This is a genomic window from Pseudomonas sp. DD1, assembly GCF_044510355.1.
Taxonomy (GTDB): domain Bacteria; phylum Pseudomonadota; class Gammaproteobacteria; order Pseudomonadales; family Pseudomonadaceae; genus Aquipseudomonas; species Aquipseudomonas shahriarae.
Genome location: NZ_MSAJ01000001.1, coordinates 144425 through 159528, shown reverse-complemented (window position 1 = coordinate 159528; position 15104 = coordinate 144425). Strand labels below are relative to the sequence as shown.

15 protein-coding genes are annotated in these 15104 nt (G+C 61.5%); 12 read left to right on the top strand and 3 right to left on the bottom strand.

From position 1 onward, the window contains the following. The first annotated feature begins 6 nt into the window (after positions 1 to 6). The 3 genes from thiE (at position 7) to PSFL_RS00820 (ending at position 2711) form a co-directional block, all read left to right on the top strand. On the top strand, positions 7 to 630 hold the full coding sequence (gene thiE / locus PSFL_RS00830; RefSeq protein WP_057439019.1) for a thiamine phosphate synthase: 624 nt from the start codon (positions 7 to 9) through the stop codon (positions 628 to 630). A 17-nt stretch (positions 631 to 647) separates the two neighbouring features. After that, entirely contained in the window at positions 648 to 1931 is a 1284-nt protein-coding gene (gene hemL / locus PSFL_RS00825) for a glutamate-1-semialdehyde 2,1-aminomutase (protein ID WP_057439018.1), read from the top strand. 225 nt (positions 1932 to 2156) lie between these two features. Beyond that, positions 2157 to 2711, top strand: coding sequence for a tetratricopeptide repeat protein (locus PSFL_RS00820; protein WP_057439017.1), 555 nt, complete (start codon positions 2157 to 2159; stop codon positions 2709 to 2711). A 118-nt stretch (positions 2712 to 2829) separates the two neighbouring features. Here the strand turns inward: PSFL_RS00820 and PSFL_RS00815 are convergent, their stop codons facing one another. After that, on the bottom strand, positions 2830 to 3156 hold the full coding sequence (locus tag PSFL_RS00815; RefSeq protein ID WP_003215457.1) for a DUF1820 family protein: 327 nt from the start codon (positions 3154 to 3156) through the stop codon (positions 2830 to 2832). Between the two features lie 132 nt (positions 3157 to 3288). On the opposite strand from PSFL_RS00815, the gene miaB reads away from it, so the two are divergent. The 5 genes from miaB (at position 3289) to lnt (ending at position 8712) form a co-directional block, all read left to right on the top strand. Then, positions 3289 to 4617 carry a tRNA (N6-isopentenyl adenosine(37)-C2)-methylthiotransferase MiaB gene (miaB, locus tag PSFL_RS00810; protein WP_057439015.1) on the top strand — a complete coding sequence of 443 codons (1329 nt, stop codon included), beginning with the start codon at positions 3289 to 3291 and terminating at the stop codon, positions 4615 to 4617. 225 nt (positions 4618 to 4842) lie between these two features. After that, a complete protein-coding gene (locus tag PSFL_RS00805; RefSeq protein WP_029292238.1) occupies positions 4843 to 5847 on the top strand; it encodes a PhoH family protein in 1005 nt (334 codons plus the stop codon). After that, on the top strand, positions 5840 to 6298 hold the full coding sequence (gene ybeY / locus PSFL_RS00800) for an rRNA maturation RNase YbeY (protein WP_057960691.1): 459 nt from the start codon (positions 5840 to 5842) through the stop codon (positions 6296 to 6298). Before PSFL_RS00805 ends, ybeY begins: the two co-directional genes overlap by 8 nt. Before the next feature lie 42 nt (positions 6299 to 6340). Further along, positions 6341 to 7180, top strand: a complete 840-nt coding sequence (locus PSFL_RS00795) for an HlyC/CorC family transporter (RefSeq protein ID WP_005791724.1) — start codon at positions 6341 to 6343, stop codon at positions 7178 to 7180. 8 nt (positions 7181 to 7188) lie between these two features. After that, the gene (gene lnt, locus PSFL_RS00790; RefSeq protein ID WP_057960692.1) at positions 7189 to 8712 is read left to right on the top strand and encodes an apolipoprotein N-acyltransferase; all 1524 of its coding nucleotides are present in this window, start codon (positions 7189 to 7191) and stop codon (positions 8710 to 8712) included. A gap of 150 nt (positions 8713 to 8862) precedes the next feature. On the opposite strand, the gene PSFL_RS00785 is transcribed toward lnt, so the two are convergent. Further along, complete coding sequence (locus PSFL_RS00785) at positions 8863 to 9624, bottom strand: YdcF family protein (RefSeq protein ID WP_057439012.1); 762 nt, start codon at positions 9622 to 9624, stop codon at positions 8863 to 8865. An 84-nt stretch (positions 9625 to 9708) separates the two neighbouring features. Further along, positions 9709 to 10026 (bottom strand): hypothetical protein, encoded by a 318-nt coding sequence (locus PSFL_RS00780; RefSeq protein WP_057439011.1) that lies wholly within the window; start codon positions 10024 to 10026, stop codon positions 9709 to 9711. Between the two features lie 262 nt (positions 10027 to 10288). On the opposite strand from PSFL_RS00780, the gene leuS reads away from it, so the two are divergent. The 4 genes from leuS to arfA all read left to right on the top strand — a co-directional run bounded on the left by leuS (position 10289) and on the right by arfA (position 15068). Further along, complete coding sequence (leuS, locus tag PSFL_RS00775; protein ID WP_397469553.1) at positions 10289 to 12895, top strand: leucine--tRNA ligase; 2607 nt, start codon at positions 10289 to 10291, stop codon at positions 12893 to 12895. A gap of 90 nt (positions 12896 to 12985) precedes the next feature. After that, a complete protein-coding gene (gene lptE, locus PSFL_RS00770; RefSeq protein ID WP_057439009.1) occupies positions 12986 to 13591 on the top strand; it encodes an LPS assembly lipoprotein LptE in 606 nt (201 codons plus the stop codon). Between the two features lie 39 nt (positions 13592 to 13630). Then, positions 13631 to 14668, top strand: coding sequence for a DNA polymerase III subunit delta (gene holA / locus PSFL_RS00765; protein ID WP_057960696.1), 1038 nt, complete (start codon positions 13631 to 13633; stop codon positions 14666 to 14668). A gap of 235 nt (positions 14669 to 14903) precedes the next feature. After that, positions 14904 to 15068, top strand: a complete 165-nt coding sequence (gene arfA / locus PSFL_RS00760; protein ID WP_003176285.1) for an alternative ribosome rescue factor ArfA — start codon at positions 14904 to 14906, stop codon at positions 15066 to 15068. The last annotated feature ends 36 nt before the right edge of the window (positions 15069 to 15104 follow it).

The window sequence follows — 15104 nt, the reverse complement described above, 5'->3', positions numbered from 1 at the left end:
TGCTCGATGAAACTACGTGGCCTGTACGCCATTACCGACAGCCAACTATTGGCCGGTAAGTTCCTGTCCTACGTCGAGGCCGCGCTGGAAGGCGGCGTGACCTTGCTGCAATACCGCGACAAGAGCAGCGACGAGGCCCGTCGCCTGCGCGAAGCCGAGGCTCTGCGTGAACTGTGCTCGCGCTACAAGACCCATCTGATCATCAATGACGATGCCGAACTGGCCGCGCGCCTGGGCGTCGGCGTTCACCTGGGGCAGACCGACGGCCCGCTGACCCCGGCCCGGGCGTTACTCGGGCGCAATGCCATTATCGGCTCCACCTGCCACAGCCAGATCGAACTGGCCGAACAGGCTGCGCGCGAAGGTGCCAGCTATGTTGCCTTTGGCCGCTTCTTCAACTCCACGACCAAACCCGGTGCACCCGCAGCCACCGTTGAAATGCTGGCCCAGGCCCGCGCGCGCCTGCAGGTGCCGATCTGCGTGATCGGCGGCATCACCCTGGAAAACGCCGCGCCCCTGGTGGAGCACGGTGCCGACCTGCTGGCAGTGGTCCACGGCCTGTTCGGTGCCGACAGCCCCCAGGACGTGACGCGCCGCGCCCGCGCCTTCAACGAACTCCTCAAATCCTGAATTCAGAGAGCCTGCCCATGTCTCGTTCCGAAACGTTGTTTGCCAATGCCCAGAAACACATCCCCGGCGGTGTGAACTCCCCCGTGCGTGCGTTCAAGAGCGTCGGCGGCACGCCGTTGTTCTTCAAGCACGCCGAAGGCGCCTACGTCACCGACGAAGATGACAAGCGCTATGTGGACTACGTGGGTTCCTGGGGCCCGATGATCCTCGGCCACAGCCACCCCGACGTGCTGGACGCAGTACGCAAGCAGTTGGAACACGGCCTGTCCTACGGCGCGCCCACCGCCATGGAAACCGAAATGGCCGACCTGGTGTGCTCGATCGTACCGTCGATGGAGATGGTGCGCATGGTCAGCTCCGGCACCGAAGCGACCATGAGCGCGATTCGCCTGGCCCGCGGGTTCACCGGCCGCGACAGCATCATCAAGTTCGAAGGCTGCTACCACGGCCACTCCGACAGCCTGCTGGTCAAGGCCGGCTCCGGCCTGCTGACCCAGGGCGTTCCGAGTTCGGCTGGCGTGCCAGCTGCGTTTGCCAAGCACACCCTGACCTTGCCGTTCAACGACATCGGCGCCGTCGAGCAAATGCTCAGCGAAGTCGGCCAGGAGGTGGCGTGCATCATCGTCGAGCCGGTGGCGGGCAACATGAACTGTGTACCGCCGGCCCCGGGTTTCCTCGAAGGCTTGCGTGAGCAGTGCGATAAACACGGTGTGGTATTGATCTTCGACGAAGTGATGACCGGCTTTCGCGTTGCCCTCGGCGGCGCCCAGGCTCACTACGGCGTAACGCCGGACCTGAGCACCTTCGGCAAAATCATCGGCGGCGGCATGCCGGTAGGCTGCTTCGGCGGCAAGCGCGAGATCATGCAGCACATCGCGCCGCTGGGCCCGGTCTACCAGGCCGGCACCCTGTCCGGTAACCCGCTGGCCATGGCCGCCGGCCTGACCACCCTGCGCCTGATCAGCCGCCCTGGCTTCCATGCCGAGCTGAGCGCCTACACCACGCGTTTGCTGGACGGCCTGCAACAACGCGCCGATGCAGCGGGTATCCCGTTCGTCACGACCCAGGCCGGTGGCATGTTCGGCCTGTATTTCAGCGGTGCCGACGACATCGTGACCTTTGACGATGTGATGGGCAGCGATGCCAACCTGTTCAAGCGTTTCTTCCACCTGATGCTCGAAGGTGGCGTGTACCTGGCACCAAGTGCCTTTGAAGCCGGCTTCACCTCCATCGCCCATGGCGACGCCGAGCTGAAACTGACCCTGGATGCTGCCGAGCGCGCCTTCGCCGCACTGAAGTAAGACAGCCATAACCTGACGTCGCCCCTGGCGGCGTCAGATTTGTTACCTTGCTTACAGAAATTTCCTCGTTTTTTCGAGAAAACACCTGCAATCCGGCAGATAACTTGCCCACGCAGCAGAAAAACGAGTAAAGACTTTGTAAGCAGAGGCCTGCTTATTTCATAATGCGCGCTTATTGGATCCCCACGTGGCTCCACGCGCCCCGTCAGAGGTAAGTCGATTCCCATGAAACGCACCGGCCGCACCCTGGTTCTGGGCTGCCTGTTGCTCCTTCAACCGCTGCTTGCACATGCACAAGCGGGCGGCAACTCGTTGTTGATCCCAGCGATGGGTCGTTGCACCCTCAATACTCAGTCCGACAGCCAGGCCGAGGCGCTGAGCGCCTGCCAAACCCTGGCCGATGGCGGGGATGCGCAGGCGCAATACGAGTTGGGCGAATTCTTCTACGACGACAAAAACCCTGCCCGCGACCTGAACAAAGCCTTGAGCTTCTTCGAAAAAGCCTCGCTGCAAGGCCATGCCCAGGCGCAGTTCAAGCTGGGCAGCATGTTCTTCCATGGCGAAGGCGTGCCGGCCAACAACGTGCAGGCGTATATCGTGCTGAAGATGGCGGCGGTCAACGGCGCCGAAGATGCGCTCGACACCGCTGACGAAGTGGCCGAGCACATGCAGCGCGACGAGCTGGAAGTGGCGACCCAGGTGCTGGGGCAGATTTTCCGCAATTACCTGCAGGAATTGCAGAGTGCGGATGGGCGTTCGCCCTTTTCGCCGCTGCCTTGAGGTTATCTAAACCCTTCTGACGTCATCGCAGGCAAGCCAGCTCCCACATTTTGATTTGTGAACACATTCAAATGTGGGAGCTGGCTTGCCTGCGATGGGCGCGACGCGGTCTAAAAGCCTACTTTTCAGGCATCGGCATCGGAAACGGCATGACATTGCTCATACCCCGCGCCTCGCTGATCTTGGGCGTGCCCAGGCGCTCGACTTCGTCGATGCGCACAATCGAATGCATCGGCACAAAACTGCGCACCACGCCTTCGAACTGGGCCTTGAGCTTTTCCTCGCCCGGATCGACGACCAGCTGCGTGCGCTCGCCAAAGACGAACTCTTCCACTTCCAGGAAGCCCCACAGATCACTTTGATAGATCTGTTTGGCGTACATTTCGAACACCTGGCCCTGGTTAAGGAAAATCACCTTGTAGATTGGAGCTTCACGTTTGGTCATGGGGGGCGGGCAGCACATCGGCGGATATAAATGAGGGCGCGAACTATAGCATGGCACCCGATGCACAGTGCTAGGAACCAATGGGCATGCCCCCTATAATGCGCGGTTCTTTACCACCAGTTGACGATTCCCATGGCCAAGAAGCTTTACATCGAAACCCACGGTTGCCAGATGAACGAGTACGACAGCTCGCGCATGGTCGATCTGCTGGGTGAACATCAGGCCCTGGAAGTCACGGCTCGCGCCGAAGATGCCGACGTGATCCTGCTCAATACCTGCTCGATCCGCGAACGGGCCCAGGATCGGGTCTACTCGCAGCTGGGCCGCTGGCGTGAACTGAAACTGGCCAACCCGGACATGGTGATCGCCGTCGGTGGTTGCGTGGCCAGCCAGGAAGGCGCGGCCATTCGCGACCGCGCACCCTATGTCGACGTGGTCTTCGGCCCGCAGACCCTGCACCGCCTGCCGGAAATGATCGACGCTGCGCGTATCACCAAGTTGCCGCAGGTGGACGTCTCGTTTCCGGAAATCGAAAAGTTCGACCACCTGCCCGAGCCACGCATCGACGGCCCGAGCGCCTATGTGTCAGTGATGGAAGGTTGCAGCAAGTACTGCACCTTCTGCGTGGTGCCTTATACCCGGGGCGAAGAAGTCAGCCGACCGTTCGACGATGTGCTGGCGGAAATCATCCACCTGGCCGAAAACGGCGTGCGTGAAGTGACCCTGCTGGGGCAGAACGTCAACGGCTATCGCGGCCAGACCCACGATGGGCGCCTGGCGGACCTGGCCGAGCTGATTCGCGTGGTCGCGGCGGTAGACGGTATCGAGCGGATTCGCTACACCACCTCGCACCCGCTGGAGTTCTCCGACAGCCTGATCCAGGCCCACGCCGAAGTGCCGGAGCTGGTCAAGCACCTGCATTTGCCGGTGCAATCGGGCTCGGACCGCATCCTCTCGGCGATGAAGCGCAACCACACGGCCCTGGAGTACAAGTCCAAGCTGCGCAAACTGCGCGCCGCCGTGCCGGGCATCTGCATCAGTTCGGACTTTATCGTTGGTTTCCCTGGCGAGACCGAGAAGGACTTCCAGCAGACCATGAAGCTGATTGAAGACGTCGGTTTCGACTTCTCCTACTCCTTCGTCTACAGCCAGCGCCCCGGCACACCGGCTGCCGACCTGGTCGACGAAACCCCGGAGGAGCTGAAAAAGGAGCGCCTCAACGCCTTGCAGCATCGCCTCAACCAGCAAGGTTTCGAGATCAGCCGACAAATGGTCGGCTCGACCCAGCGCATCCTGGTCACCGATTACTCGAAGAAAGACCCGGGCGAGTTGCAGGGACGTACCGAGAACAACCGGATCGTCAATTTCCGTTGCGACAACCCGACGCTGATCGGCCAGTTCGCCGACGTGCACATCGACGCGGCGCAACCGCACTCGCTGCGCGGCTCACTGATCCAGTAACCCATCAATAGTCCTGACTGGTGGAGATCAAAATGTGGGAGCGGGCTTGCTCGCGATGGCAGTGGATCAGTGACAGATGCATTGACTGACACACCGCCTTCGCGAGCAAGCCCGCTCCCACATGGGAACCGCGCAGCATTCCGATAACTTAAGTGCTTTCGCACACCGGCGGCTGGCGTTATCCTCTATTTCACCTAAACAGCCAAAGGGCGGCTAAAAGCAACCTTGAACGCACCCATAGCAGAACCCCATCGTTTCCTCCTCGAGCCGTTTGAGGCTCGTCGTTTCGCCAATCTGTGCGGACAGTTCGACGAGCACCTGCGCCTGATCGAACAACGCCTGAGCATCGAGATCCGCAACCGCGGCAATCAATTCGAGCTGATTGGCGAACCCCAGCACACCACGTCTGCAGAAAACCTGCTGCGTCGCCTCTACCGCGAAACCAAGGGTAGCGAGCTGTCGCCGGAAACCGTGCACCTGTACCTGCAGGAATCCGCCGTGGAAGACCTGGCCAACAACCCGGTGGCCGAAGCCAGCGTGGCGCTGCGTACCAAAAAAGGCATGATTCGCCCGCGCGGCTTGAATCAGCAGCGCTATGTCAAAGAAATCCTCGGCAACGACATCAACTTCGGCATCGGCCCGGCCGGTACCGGCAAGACCTACCTGGCCGTGGCCTGTGCGGTAGACGCCCTGGAACGCGAACAGGTGCGACGCATCCTGTTGGTGCGCCCGGCGGTGGAAGCTGGTGAGAAACTGGGCTTTCTGCCCGGCGACCTGGCCCAGAAGATCGACCCGTACCTGCGCCCGCTGTACGACGCACTGTATGAAATGCTCGGCTTCGAATACGTGGCCAAGCTGATCGAGCGCCAGGTGATCGAGATCGCCCCGCTGGCCTATATGCGCGGTCGCACGTTGAACAACAGCTTCATCATCCTCGACGAAAGCCAGAACACCACGGTCGAGCAGATGAAGATGTTCCTGACTCGTATCGGTTTCGGCTCCACCGCCGTGATCACTGGCGATATCACCCAGGTCGACCTGCCCAAGGGCACCAAGTCGGGCCTGGGCCAGGTGATCGAGGTGCTCAAGGACGTGCCGGGGATCAGCTTTACCCACTTCATGCCCAAGGATGTGGTGCGTCACCCGCTGGTGCAGCGCATTGTCGAGGCCTACGAGCGCTTCGAACACCGCGACGACGGGCTGTCGAAGGACAACCGCCGCGATGCTTGAGCTTGATCTGCAACTGGCCACTGAAGCGCCAGCCCCCAGCGAAGAACAGTTCCGCCAATGGTGCACACTGGCCCTGCGCCAGCGCAGCGCCGACTCGGAACTGACCATCCGTCTGGTGGACGAACCTGAAGGCCGCGAGCTGAATCACACCTGGCGCCAGAAAGACTACGCGACCAATGTGCTGTCGTTCCCCGCCGATGTGCCGGATGAACTGCTGGATATCCCGCTGCTGGGTGACCTGGTGATCTGCGTCGCGGTGGTGGAGCGCGAAGCAAAGGAACAAGGCAAGGCCCTGGAGGCCCACTGGGCCCACTTGGTCATGCACGGCTGCTTGCATCTGTTGGGTTACGACCATATAGATGATGAAGAAGCCGAAGAAATGGAAGCACTGGAACGAACGTTGCTTGCAGAGTTGGGTCATCCTGACCCCTATGCAGACGACGAACACTAATCGACACTCAACTGAAACAATCAAGGATTTAGAGTAATCGCTATGAGCGAAGACCGATCGAGCAACGGGCAAAAGTCATGGCTGGGTAAACTGACCCAGGCTTTTGCCCACGAGCCGAAAAACCGCCAGGAGCTGCTGGAGCTTCTGCGCGAGGCCCATCAGAACAAGTTGCTGGACAGCGAAGCGCTGGCCATCGTCGAAGGCGCCATCCAGGTGGCTGACCTGCAGGTTCGGGACATCATGGTCCCGCGCTCGCAGATGATCAGCATCAAGGCGACCCAGACCCCACGGGAATTCCTCCCGGCCGTGATCGACTCGGCGCACTCGCGCTACCCGGTGATCGGCGAAAGCCATGACGACGTCATGGGTGTCCTGCTGGCCAAGGACCTGCTGCCGCTGATCCTCAAGGAGAACGGCGACAGCTTCAACATCAAGGACCTGCTGCGTCCTGCGACCTTCGTGCCTGAATCCAAGCGCCTGAATGTGCTGCTGCGCGAGTTCCGCGCCAACCACAATCACATGGCCATCGTCATTGACGAATACGGCGGTGTCGCCGGCCTGGTGACCATCGAAGACGTGCTGGAACAGATCGTCGGCGATATCGAAGACGAACACGACGTTGAAGAAGACAGCTACATCAAGCCGCTGCCCAGCGGTGACTTCCTGGTCAAGGCGCTGACGCCGATCGAGAACTTCAACGAGTTCTTCGACAGCGAATTCTCCGACGATGAGTTCGACACTGTCGGTGGCCTGGTGATGAGTGCGTTTGGTCACTTGCCCAAGCGTAACGAAACCACCGAGATCGGCGCCTATCGCTTCCGCATCCTGAATGCCGATAGCCGTCGCATCCACCTGATCCGCCTGACACCTATTGCCCGCTAAGGACTGATATGCGCCGTCTCACCGCACCCGGCTGGCCCGGTAACCTGCTGGCCGTGGTGGCCGGTGCTATCACCACCCTGGCGCTGGCGCCGTTCGATATCTGGCCGCTGGCGCTGGTGGCGGTCGGGGTGTTCTATGCCGGGATGCGCCAACTGACACCCCGCCAGGCCTTCGGGCGTGGCTGGTGTTTCGGCTTTGGCCTGTTTGGCGCGGGCACCAGTTGGATCTACTACAGCATCCATCACTTTGGCGGCGCGTCGGTGTTGCTGGCCGGGCTGTTGATGCTCGCGTTCACCGCCGCGATTGCGCTGTTCTTTGCCCTGCCCGCCTGGCTCTGGGCGCGCTGGCTGCGCCGTAACGAAGCGCCGCTGGCCGATGCCCTGGCGTTTGCCGCGCTATGGGTGGGCCAGGAAGCGTTTCGCGGCTGGTTCCTCACCGGTTTCCCTTGGTTGTACTCCGGTTACAGTCAACTCGACGGCCCGCTGGCCGGGCTCGCGCCGCTGGGCGGGGTGTGGCTGATTTCGTTTGCCCTGGCCTTGAGCGCGGCACTGCTCGTCAACCTGCCGCGTTTGCTGGCAGCCAGGCGCAACGCGTTTATCGGCGCAGGCCTGGTGCTGCTGGTTGCGCCCTGGGCCATTGGCCTGGGGCTCAAGCACTACGCCTGGACCAGCCCCGCCGGTGAACCGCTGACCGTCGCGGCGATCCAGGGCAATGTCGAGCAGAGCATGAAGTGGGACCCGGCCCAGCTCAACGCGCAACTGGCGCTGTACCGCGACATGAGTTTTGCCTCCAAGCGCGTGGACCTGCTGATCTGGCCGGAAACCGCCGTGCCGGTGCTCAAGGAGTCCGTCGAGGGCTACCTGGGGATGATGGGCAAATTCGCTGCCGACCGGAACGCGGCGATGATCACCGGCGTGCCGATCCGCCAGGAAGTACGCCATGAGAAGCGCTACTTCAATGGCATCACCGTGGTCGGTCAAGGCGATGGCACCTATTTGAAGCAGAAGCTGGTGCCCTTTGGCGAGTACGTACCGCTGCAGGATGTATTGCGCGGGCTGATCGCGTTCTTCGACCTGCCGATGTCGGACTTCGCCCGCGGGCCTGAGGACCAGGCCATGCTGCAAGCCAAGGGTTATCAGATCGCGCCGTATATCTGCTACGAAGTGGTCTATCCGGAGTTCGCCGCCGGCCTCGCCGCCCGCAGCGACTTACTGCTGACCATCAGCAATGACACCTGGTTCGGCACCTCCATCGGCCCCTTGCAGCACCTGCAAATGGCCCAGATGCGCGCCCTGGAAGCCGGCCGCTGGATGATCCGTGCCACCAACAACGGCGTGACCGGCCTGATCAACCCATTCGGGCAGATTACCGAGCAGATCCCGCAGTTCGAGCGCGGCATTCTCTACGGCGAGGTCGTACCGATGCACAACCTGACGCCGTACCTGCAATGGCGTTCGTGGCCGCTGATCATCCTGTGCCTGGGGCTGTTTGGCTGGGCCCTGCTGGCCGGGCGCATGGCCAAGACCGTCTGACAGACACCCAAGACCCAATGTGGCAGCGGGCTTTTGTGGGAGCTGGCTTGCCCGCGATGGAGGTGTATCAGTCAGCATTTTTAGTGACTGACCCACCTCCATCGCGGGCAAGCCCGCTCCCACACAAGCCCCACATGTTGATTTGCGGCGTTAACGATAGAACAGGCGGTAACCTACCTGCCCCACCGCCTCATTGATCAACTGCCCGCTCTGCCAGATCGACTTGAATTCCGGCATCCAGCCGCCCAGCGGCCGGGCATTGTCCACCCCCAGGAAGCCGACCGGCGCCGGCACCACGGTAAAGCCGGCCTTCTCGAAGCTCCACACTGAACGCGGCATATGCCAGGCCTGGGTCACGACTACCACGCGCTTGACGCCCTGGGGCAACAGGATTTCGGCACTCATCTGCGCATTTTCCCAGGTGGTGCGGCTGCGCTCTTCCTTCCAGCGCACGGCCACGCCAAAGTCTTGCTGCATCGACACTGCCATCAACTGCGCCTCGCTGGGCGGCGTGCCGTAGTGCAGGCCACCGCTGGTCAGCACCGGCAACCCGGACGCCTTGGCCAATCGCGCCGCGTAGCGCTGGCGCTCCAGGCCGATACCGGTCGGCTGATCGGCGCCCCAGGCCGGATCACCGCGCTCGCGGCCCGAGCCCAGCACCACAATGGCATCGGCCCGTTCTGCCAGGCTGGCCCAGTCTTCCACGGCCAATGGCGGCTCGGTTTCCAAGGCGCGTGCGCCCCACTCCACCATCACCGGCAAGCTGATCAGCCACATCCCGCCAAACCCGAGGGCAAAGCACACGCCGGCCAAGCGTGGACGGGTGCGGCGAAACCACCAGGCAAGGGCCAGCAGCAGCAAGAGAATGCCGGGCGGCAGCAATAATTGTTTGATGAAATAACGAATAGGCATCGAGCATCTCCAAAGATGCCCGAAGCCTAAGGTGTAACGGGGTTTAGCGACAATCTTTACCAGCGGTGGATAACGCTGATCAGGTTACTTGAATCGCACAGACCGCAGCTTTTCCGGGCTGCGGCCGGCGGACAAGTCCTTGAGCCATACCACCTTGGACGATCGCACCGCTTCCCTGGCTGGCACAGGAGCCACCCATTGCGGGATCGGGCGCGCGTTCAAGTCCAGGTAGGCCTTGATCACTTCAAACTCTGCAGGGCTCAAGCCTCGCAGTTCCAGCTCATCAGGCCGTTCGTCACGCAATCGGCCTGCGGTTCTTGCTGCGTCCAGTGCTCGACCCAAGCGGTCGATCAGTCCTTCATACACTTCCGGTTTCGTTCTCATTCGCTGCGAATCAACCATCCCCTCACCTCATTAAAGATAAGTCTCACTCCCCAATAAACAGCGTAGCTGCGCTGACGCAACCAACCGCGCGCCGCGACCAACGGCCTGCGCGGCGCAATCAGGGTTTCCCTCGATAGAGTGGGGTCATGTATGCTACGGCGCTTCCTGTAACTCCACTTCCCGCAGGGTTTGGGCACGGACGCGCCGCTTTTTGGTGTCGCTCAACCCGGACAATGCACCGAAGAGGATTAGGCCACCCCTATTCAGTTCAAAAGTAGCCATGCACGAACAATATCAGCCCCGTGAAATAGAAAATGCCGCCCAAACTTTCTGGGACGAGCAAAAGTCCTTTGAAGTCAGTGAACAGCCAGGCAAGGAGACTTACTACTGCCTATCCATGTTCCCTTACCCCAGCGGCAAACTACACATGGGGCACGTGCGTAACTACACCATCGGCGACGTGATTTCCCGCTACCAGCGCATGCTCGGCAAAAACGTCCTGCAACCTATGGGTTGGGACGCCTTCGGCATGCCTGCGGAAAACGCCGCGATGAAAAACAACGTAGCGCCCGCCAAGTGGACCTACGAGAACATCGCCTACATGAAGACCCAGCTGCGCAGCCTGGGCCTGGCCGTGGACTGGTCCCGCGAAGTGACCACCTGCAAGCCGGACTACTACCGCTGGGAACAATGGCTGTTCACCCGCCTGTTCGAAAAAGGCGTGATCTACAAAAAAAGCGGCACCGTGAACTGGGACCCGATCGACCAGACCGTCCTCGCCAACGAGCAAGTGATCGACGGCCGTGGCTGGCGTTCCGGCGCGCTGATCGAAAAGCGCGAAATCCCGATGTACTACTTCAAGATCACCGCCTACGCCGATGAACTCTTGTCGAGCCTCGACGACCTGCCGGGCTGGCCTGAACAGGTCAAGACCATGCAGCGCAACTGGATCGGCAAGTCCAAGGGCATGGAAGTGCAGTTCCCGTACAACGTCGATTCCATCGGTGAAGCGGGCGCACTGAAAGTTTTCACCACCCGTCCGGACACCCTGATGGGCGCGACCTACGTCGCCGTGGCCGCCGAACACCCGCTGGCCACCCAAGCCGCACAGAACAACCCTGAGCTGCAGGCCTTTATCGCCGAATGCAAAGGCGGCAGCGTGGCTGAAGCCGACGTCGCCACCCAGGAGAAAAAAGGCCTGCCGACCGGGCTGTTCGTCGAGCACCCACTGACCGGTGAAAAACTGCCGGTTTGGGTCGCCAACTATGTGCTGATGCACTACGGCGATGGTGCAGTAATGGCAGTGCCCGCTCACGACGAGCGCGATTTCGAATTCGCCACCAAGTACAACCTGCCGATCAAGTCTGTGGTGCGTACCAGTTCCGGTGATACCAACCCGGCCCCATGGCAAGACGCCTACGGCGAACACGGTACCCTGATCAACTCCGGCGAGTTCGACGGCCTGGACTTCGTAGGCGCTTTCGACGCCATTGAAGTCGCCCTGATCAAGAAAAACCTCGGCGCCTCGCGTACCCAGTTCCGCCTGCGCGACTGGGGCATCAGCCGCCAGCGCTACTGGGGCTGCCCGATCCCGATCATCCACTGCGAAACCTGTGGTGACGTGCCGGTGCCGGAAGACCAACTGCCGGTCGTCCTGCCCGAAGACGTGGTGCCGGACGGCGCCGGTTCGCCGCTGGCGCGCATGCCCGAGTTCTACGAGTGCAACTGCCCGAAATGCGGCCAGCCTGCCAAGCGTGAAACCGACACCATGGACACCTTCGTCGAGTCCTCGTGGTACTACGCCCGCTACGCCTCGCCGCACTATGAAGGCGGCCTGGTGGAAAAATCCGCAGCCGACCACTGGTTGCCGGTGGATCAGTACATCGGTGGTATCGAACACGCGATCCTGCACCTGCTGTACGCGCGCTTCTTCCACAAGCTGATGCGTGACGAAGGCCTGGTCAGCTCCGACGAGCCGTTCAAGAACCTGCTGACCCAGGGCATGGTGATCGCCGAGACTTACTATCGCCGCGAAGCCAATGGCGCCTACACCTGGTTCAACCCGGCGGACGTCGAGTTGGAGCGTGACAGCAAAGCCAAGGTGATCAGTGCCAAGTTGAAATCCGACGGCCTGCCGGTGGAAATCGGCGGTACCGAGAAGATGGCCAAGTCGAAGAACAACGGCGTCGACCCGCAGTCGATGATCGACCAGTTCGGCGCCGACACCTGCCGCCTGTTCATGATGTTCGCCTCGCCGCCCGATATGAGCGCCGAATGGTCGGACTCTGGCGTCGAAGGTTCGCACCGCTTCCTCAAGCGCGTCTGGCGCCTGGCCCATGGCCATATCAGCCAGGGCTTGCCGGGCAAACTGGACGTGGCGTCGTTGAGCGACGAGCAGAAACTCATTCGCCGCAGCACCCACCTGGCCATCAAGCAAGCCAGCCAGGACGTGGGCCAGCACCATAAATTCAACACCGCCATCGCCCAGGTGATGACGCTGATGAACGTGCTGGAAAAAGCCCCGCAGGCTACCGAACAGGACCGGGCACTGGTGCAGGAAGGCCTGGAAGCAGTCGTCCTGCTGCTGGCGCCGATCACCCCGCACATCAGCCACGACCTGTGGAGCCAGTTGGGCCACAGCGGCGCGGTGATCGATGCTGCATGGCCGGTCGCGGATGACAGCGCCCTGGTCCAGGACACGCTGCAACTGGTGATTCAGGTCAACGGTAAACTGCGCGGCCAGATCGACATGCCTGCCAGCGCCAGCCGTGAAGAAGTCGAAGCTGCCGCGCGCAGCAATGAGAACGTGTTGCGCTTCACCGAAGGCCTGACGATCCGCAAAGTGATCGTAGTGCCCGGTAAACTGGTCAATATCGTCGCTAGCTAATCGGATCGGGCGCCAGGGCAAGAGCCCTGGCGCCGAACAAAACCTCCAGGGCCTCGATAAGGCCCACATGGTTTCAAGGGGAGCAATAAAATGATCAAACGCAACTTGCTGGTTATGGGCCTTGCCGTACTGCTGAGCGCATGCGGCTTCCAGCTGCGCGGCACCGGCACCACGGAACTGGCGATCAAGGAATTGGATGTCAGCGCGCGCAACTCCTATGGTGAAACCGTGACCCAGCTGCGCCAAACTCTGGAAAACAGCGGCGTCAAAGTCTATAACGGCGCGGCTTACAAGCTGGTGCTGATCGACGAGAAAGAGACCCAGCGTAACCTCAGCTACGCCAGTGCCGGCCGGTCTTCGGACATCGAGTTGAGCAGCGTGCTCATGTTCCAGATCCAGGGCCACGACCAGTTGCCGCTGATCAGCGACAAACTGCAAGTGCAGAAAGTCGTGACGCACGACGGCAACAACCTGGTCGGTTCCGACACTGAGGTCAATCAGGTTCGCAATGAAATGCGCCGTGACCTGGTCCAGCGTATGGTCCTGCGCCTGCAGATGATCAGCCCGGCCCAGCTCGATGCCCTGCAGCAGACTGCCGACGCCAAGGCCAAGGCGGATGCCGAGGCGCTGAAAGCCGCGCAGGACTATGAAAACAGCATTCCCAAGCAATCGCCTGTTGAAGTCCCTGCCGAGTAAACCAGACGGGGCGCGTCATGCGCCCCGTCCATCCAGCCTATGAAACTCGCCCCCGCCCAACTCGCCAAACACCTGCAAGGCAACCTCGCGCCTGTGTACATCGTCAGTGGCGATGATCCGCTGTTGTGCCAGGAAGCCGCCGACACCATTCGCCAGGCTGCGCGCCAGCAAGGCTTTGATGAACGCCAGGTGTTCAGTGCCGACGCCAGCTTCGACTGGGGCACCCTGCTCCAGGCCGGGGCCAGCATGTCGCTGTTTGCCGAAAAACGCCTGCTGGAACTGCGCCTGCCCTCGGGCAAGCCCGGCGACAAAGGCGCGGCAGCCCTGATGGAATACTGCGCCCGCCCCGCCGAGGACACGCTGTTGCTGATCAGCCTGCCCAAGCTCGATGGCAGCGCGCAGAAAACCAAATGGGGCAAGGCGCTGGTGGAAGGGGCACAGACCCAGTTCATCCAGATCTGGCCGGTGGACAGCAGTCAGTTGCCGCAATGGATTCGCCAACGCCTGTCGCAAGCCGGATTGTCTGCCAGCCAGGACGCAGTCGAACTGATCGCGGCCCGGGTTGAAGGCAACCTACTGGCGGCGGCCCAGGAAATCGAAAAGCTCAAGCTGATGGCCGAAGGTGGCCAGATCACCGTCGAGACCGTGCAGGGCGCGGTGGCCGACAGCGCACGCTTTGACGTATTCGGGCTGGTGGACGCAATCCTCAACGGTGATGCGGCCCACGCCTTGCGCATGCTCGAAGGGCTGCGCGGTGAAGGGGTCGAGCCGCCGGTGATTCTCTGGGCGCTGGCCCGGGAACTGCGCTTGCTGGCCAATATCGCCCTGCAGTACAGCCAGGGCACCCCTCTGGACAAGGCCTTCAGCCAGGCCCGCCCGCCGGTGTGGGACAAGCGCAAGCCCCTGATGAGCAAGGCCCTGCAACGGCACTCGGCGCAACGCTGGGCGCAATTGTTGCTCGAAGCCCAACGCATCGACGCGCAGATCAAGGGCCAGGCCGCAGGGTCGCCGTGGATGAGCTTGAGCCGTTTGTCGCTGCTGATGTCCGGCCAGCGCCTGGCACTGCCCGCCGAATAGCACGCTCGCCCAACCACCACAAAACCAATGTAGGAGCTGGCTTGCCTGCGATGCAGGCGCCTCGGTGTGTCAGTCATGCGGTGGTGATGCCATCGCAGGCAAGCCAGCTCCTACAGTTTTGATCGTCGCCGTATTCAGGTTTTTGATATTTCCTACATCGCGCCGGGCTGGACAGCCGGCAGACTTCGGCAGATGATTTGCACCGCATCACCCACCCCATCGGAGAGTCCCGATCATGAGCAAAAAGCCATCCAAGCATGGCCCCAACAAGGCCAAATCCATCATCGCCCAGCCGTTGTTCCGCAGTCGCCAGGAACGCGCCGGCAAAGGCAAAGGCAGCTACCGCCGCGAAGCCTTCCAGTCTAATAGCTGGGAGGCTTCTTACTTTCTGGCTGCCTGAAGGCAAGCGCCCCTCTGGCATGATAAGGTCTGCACC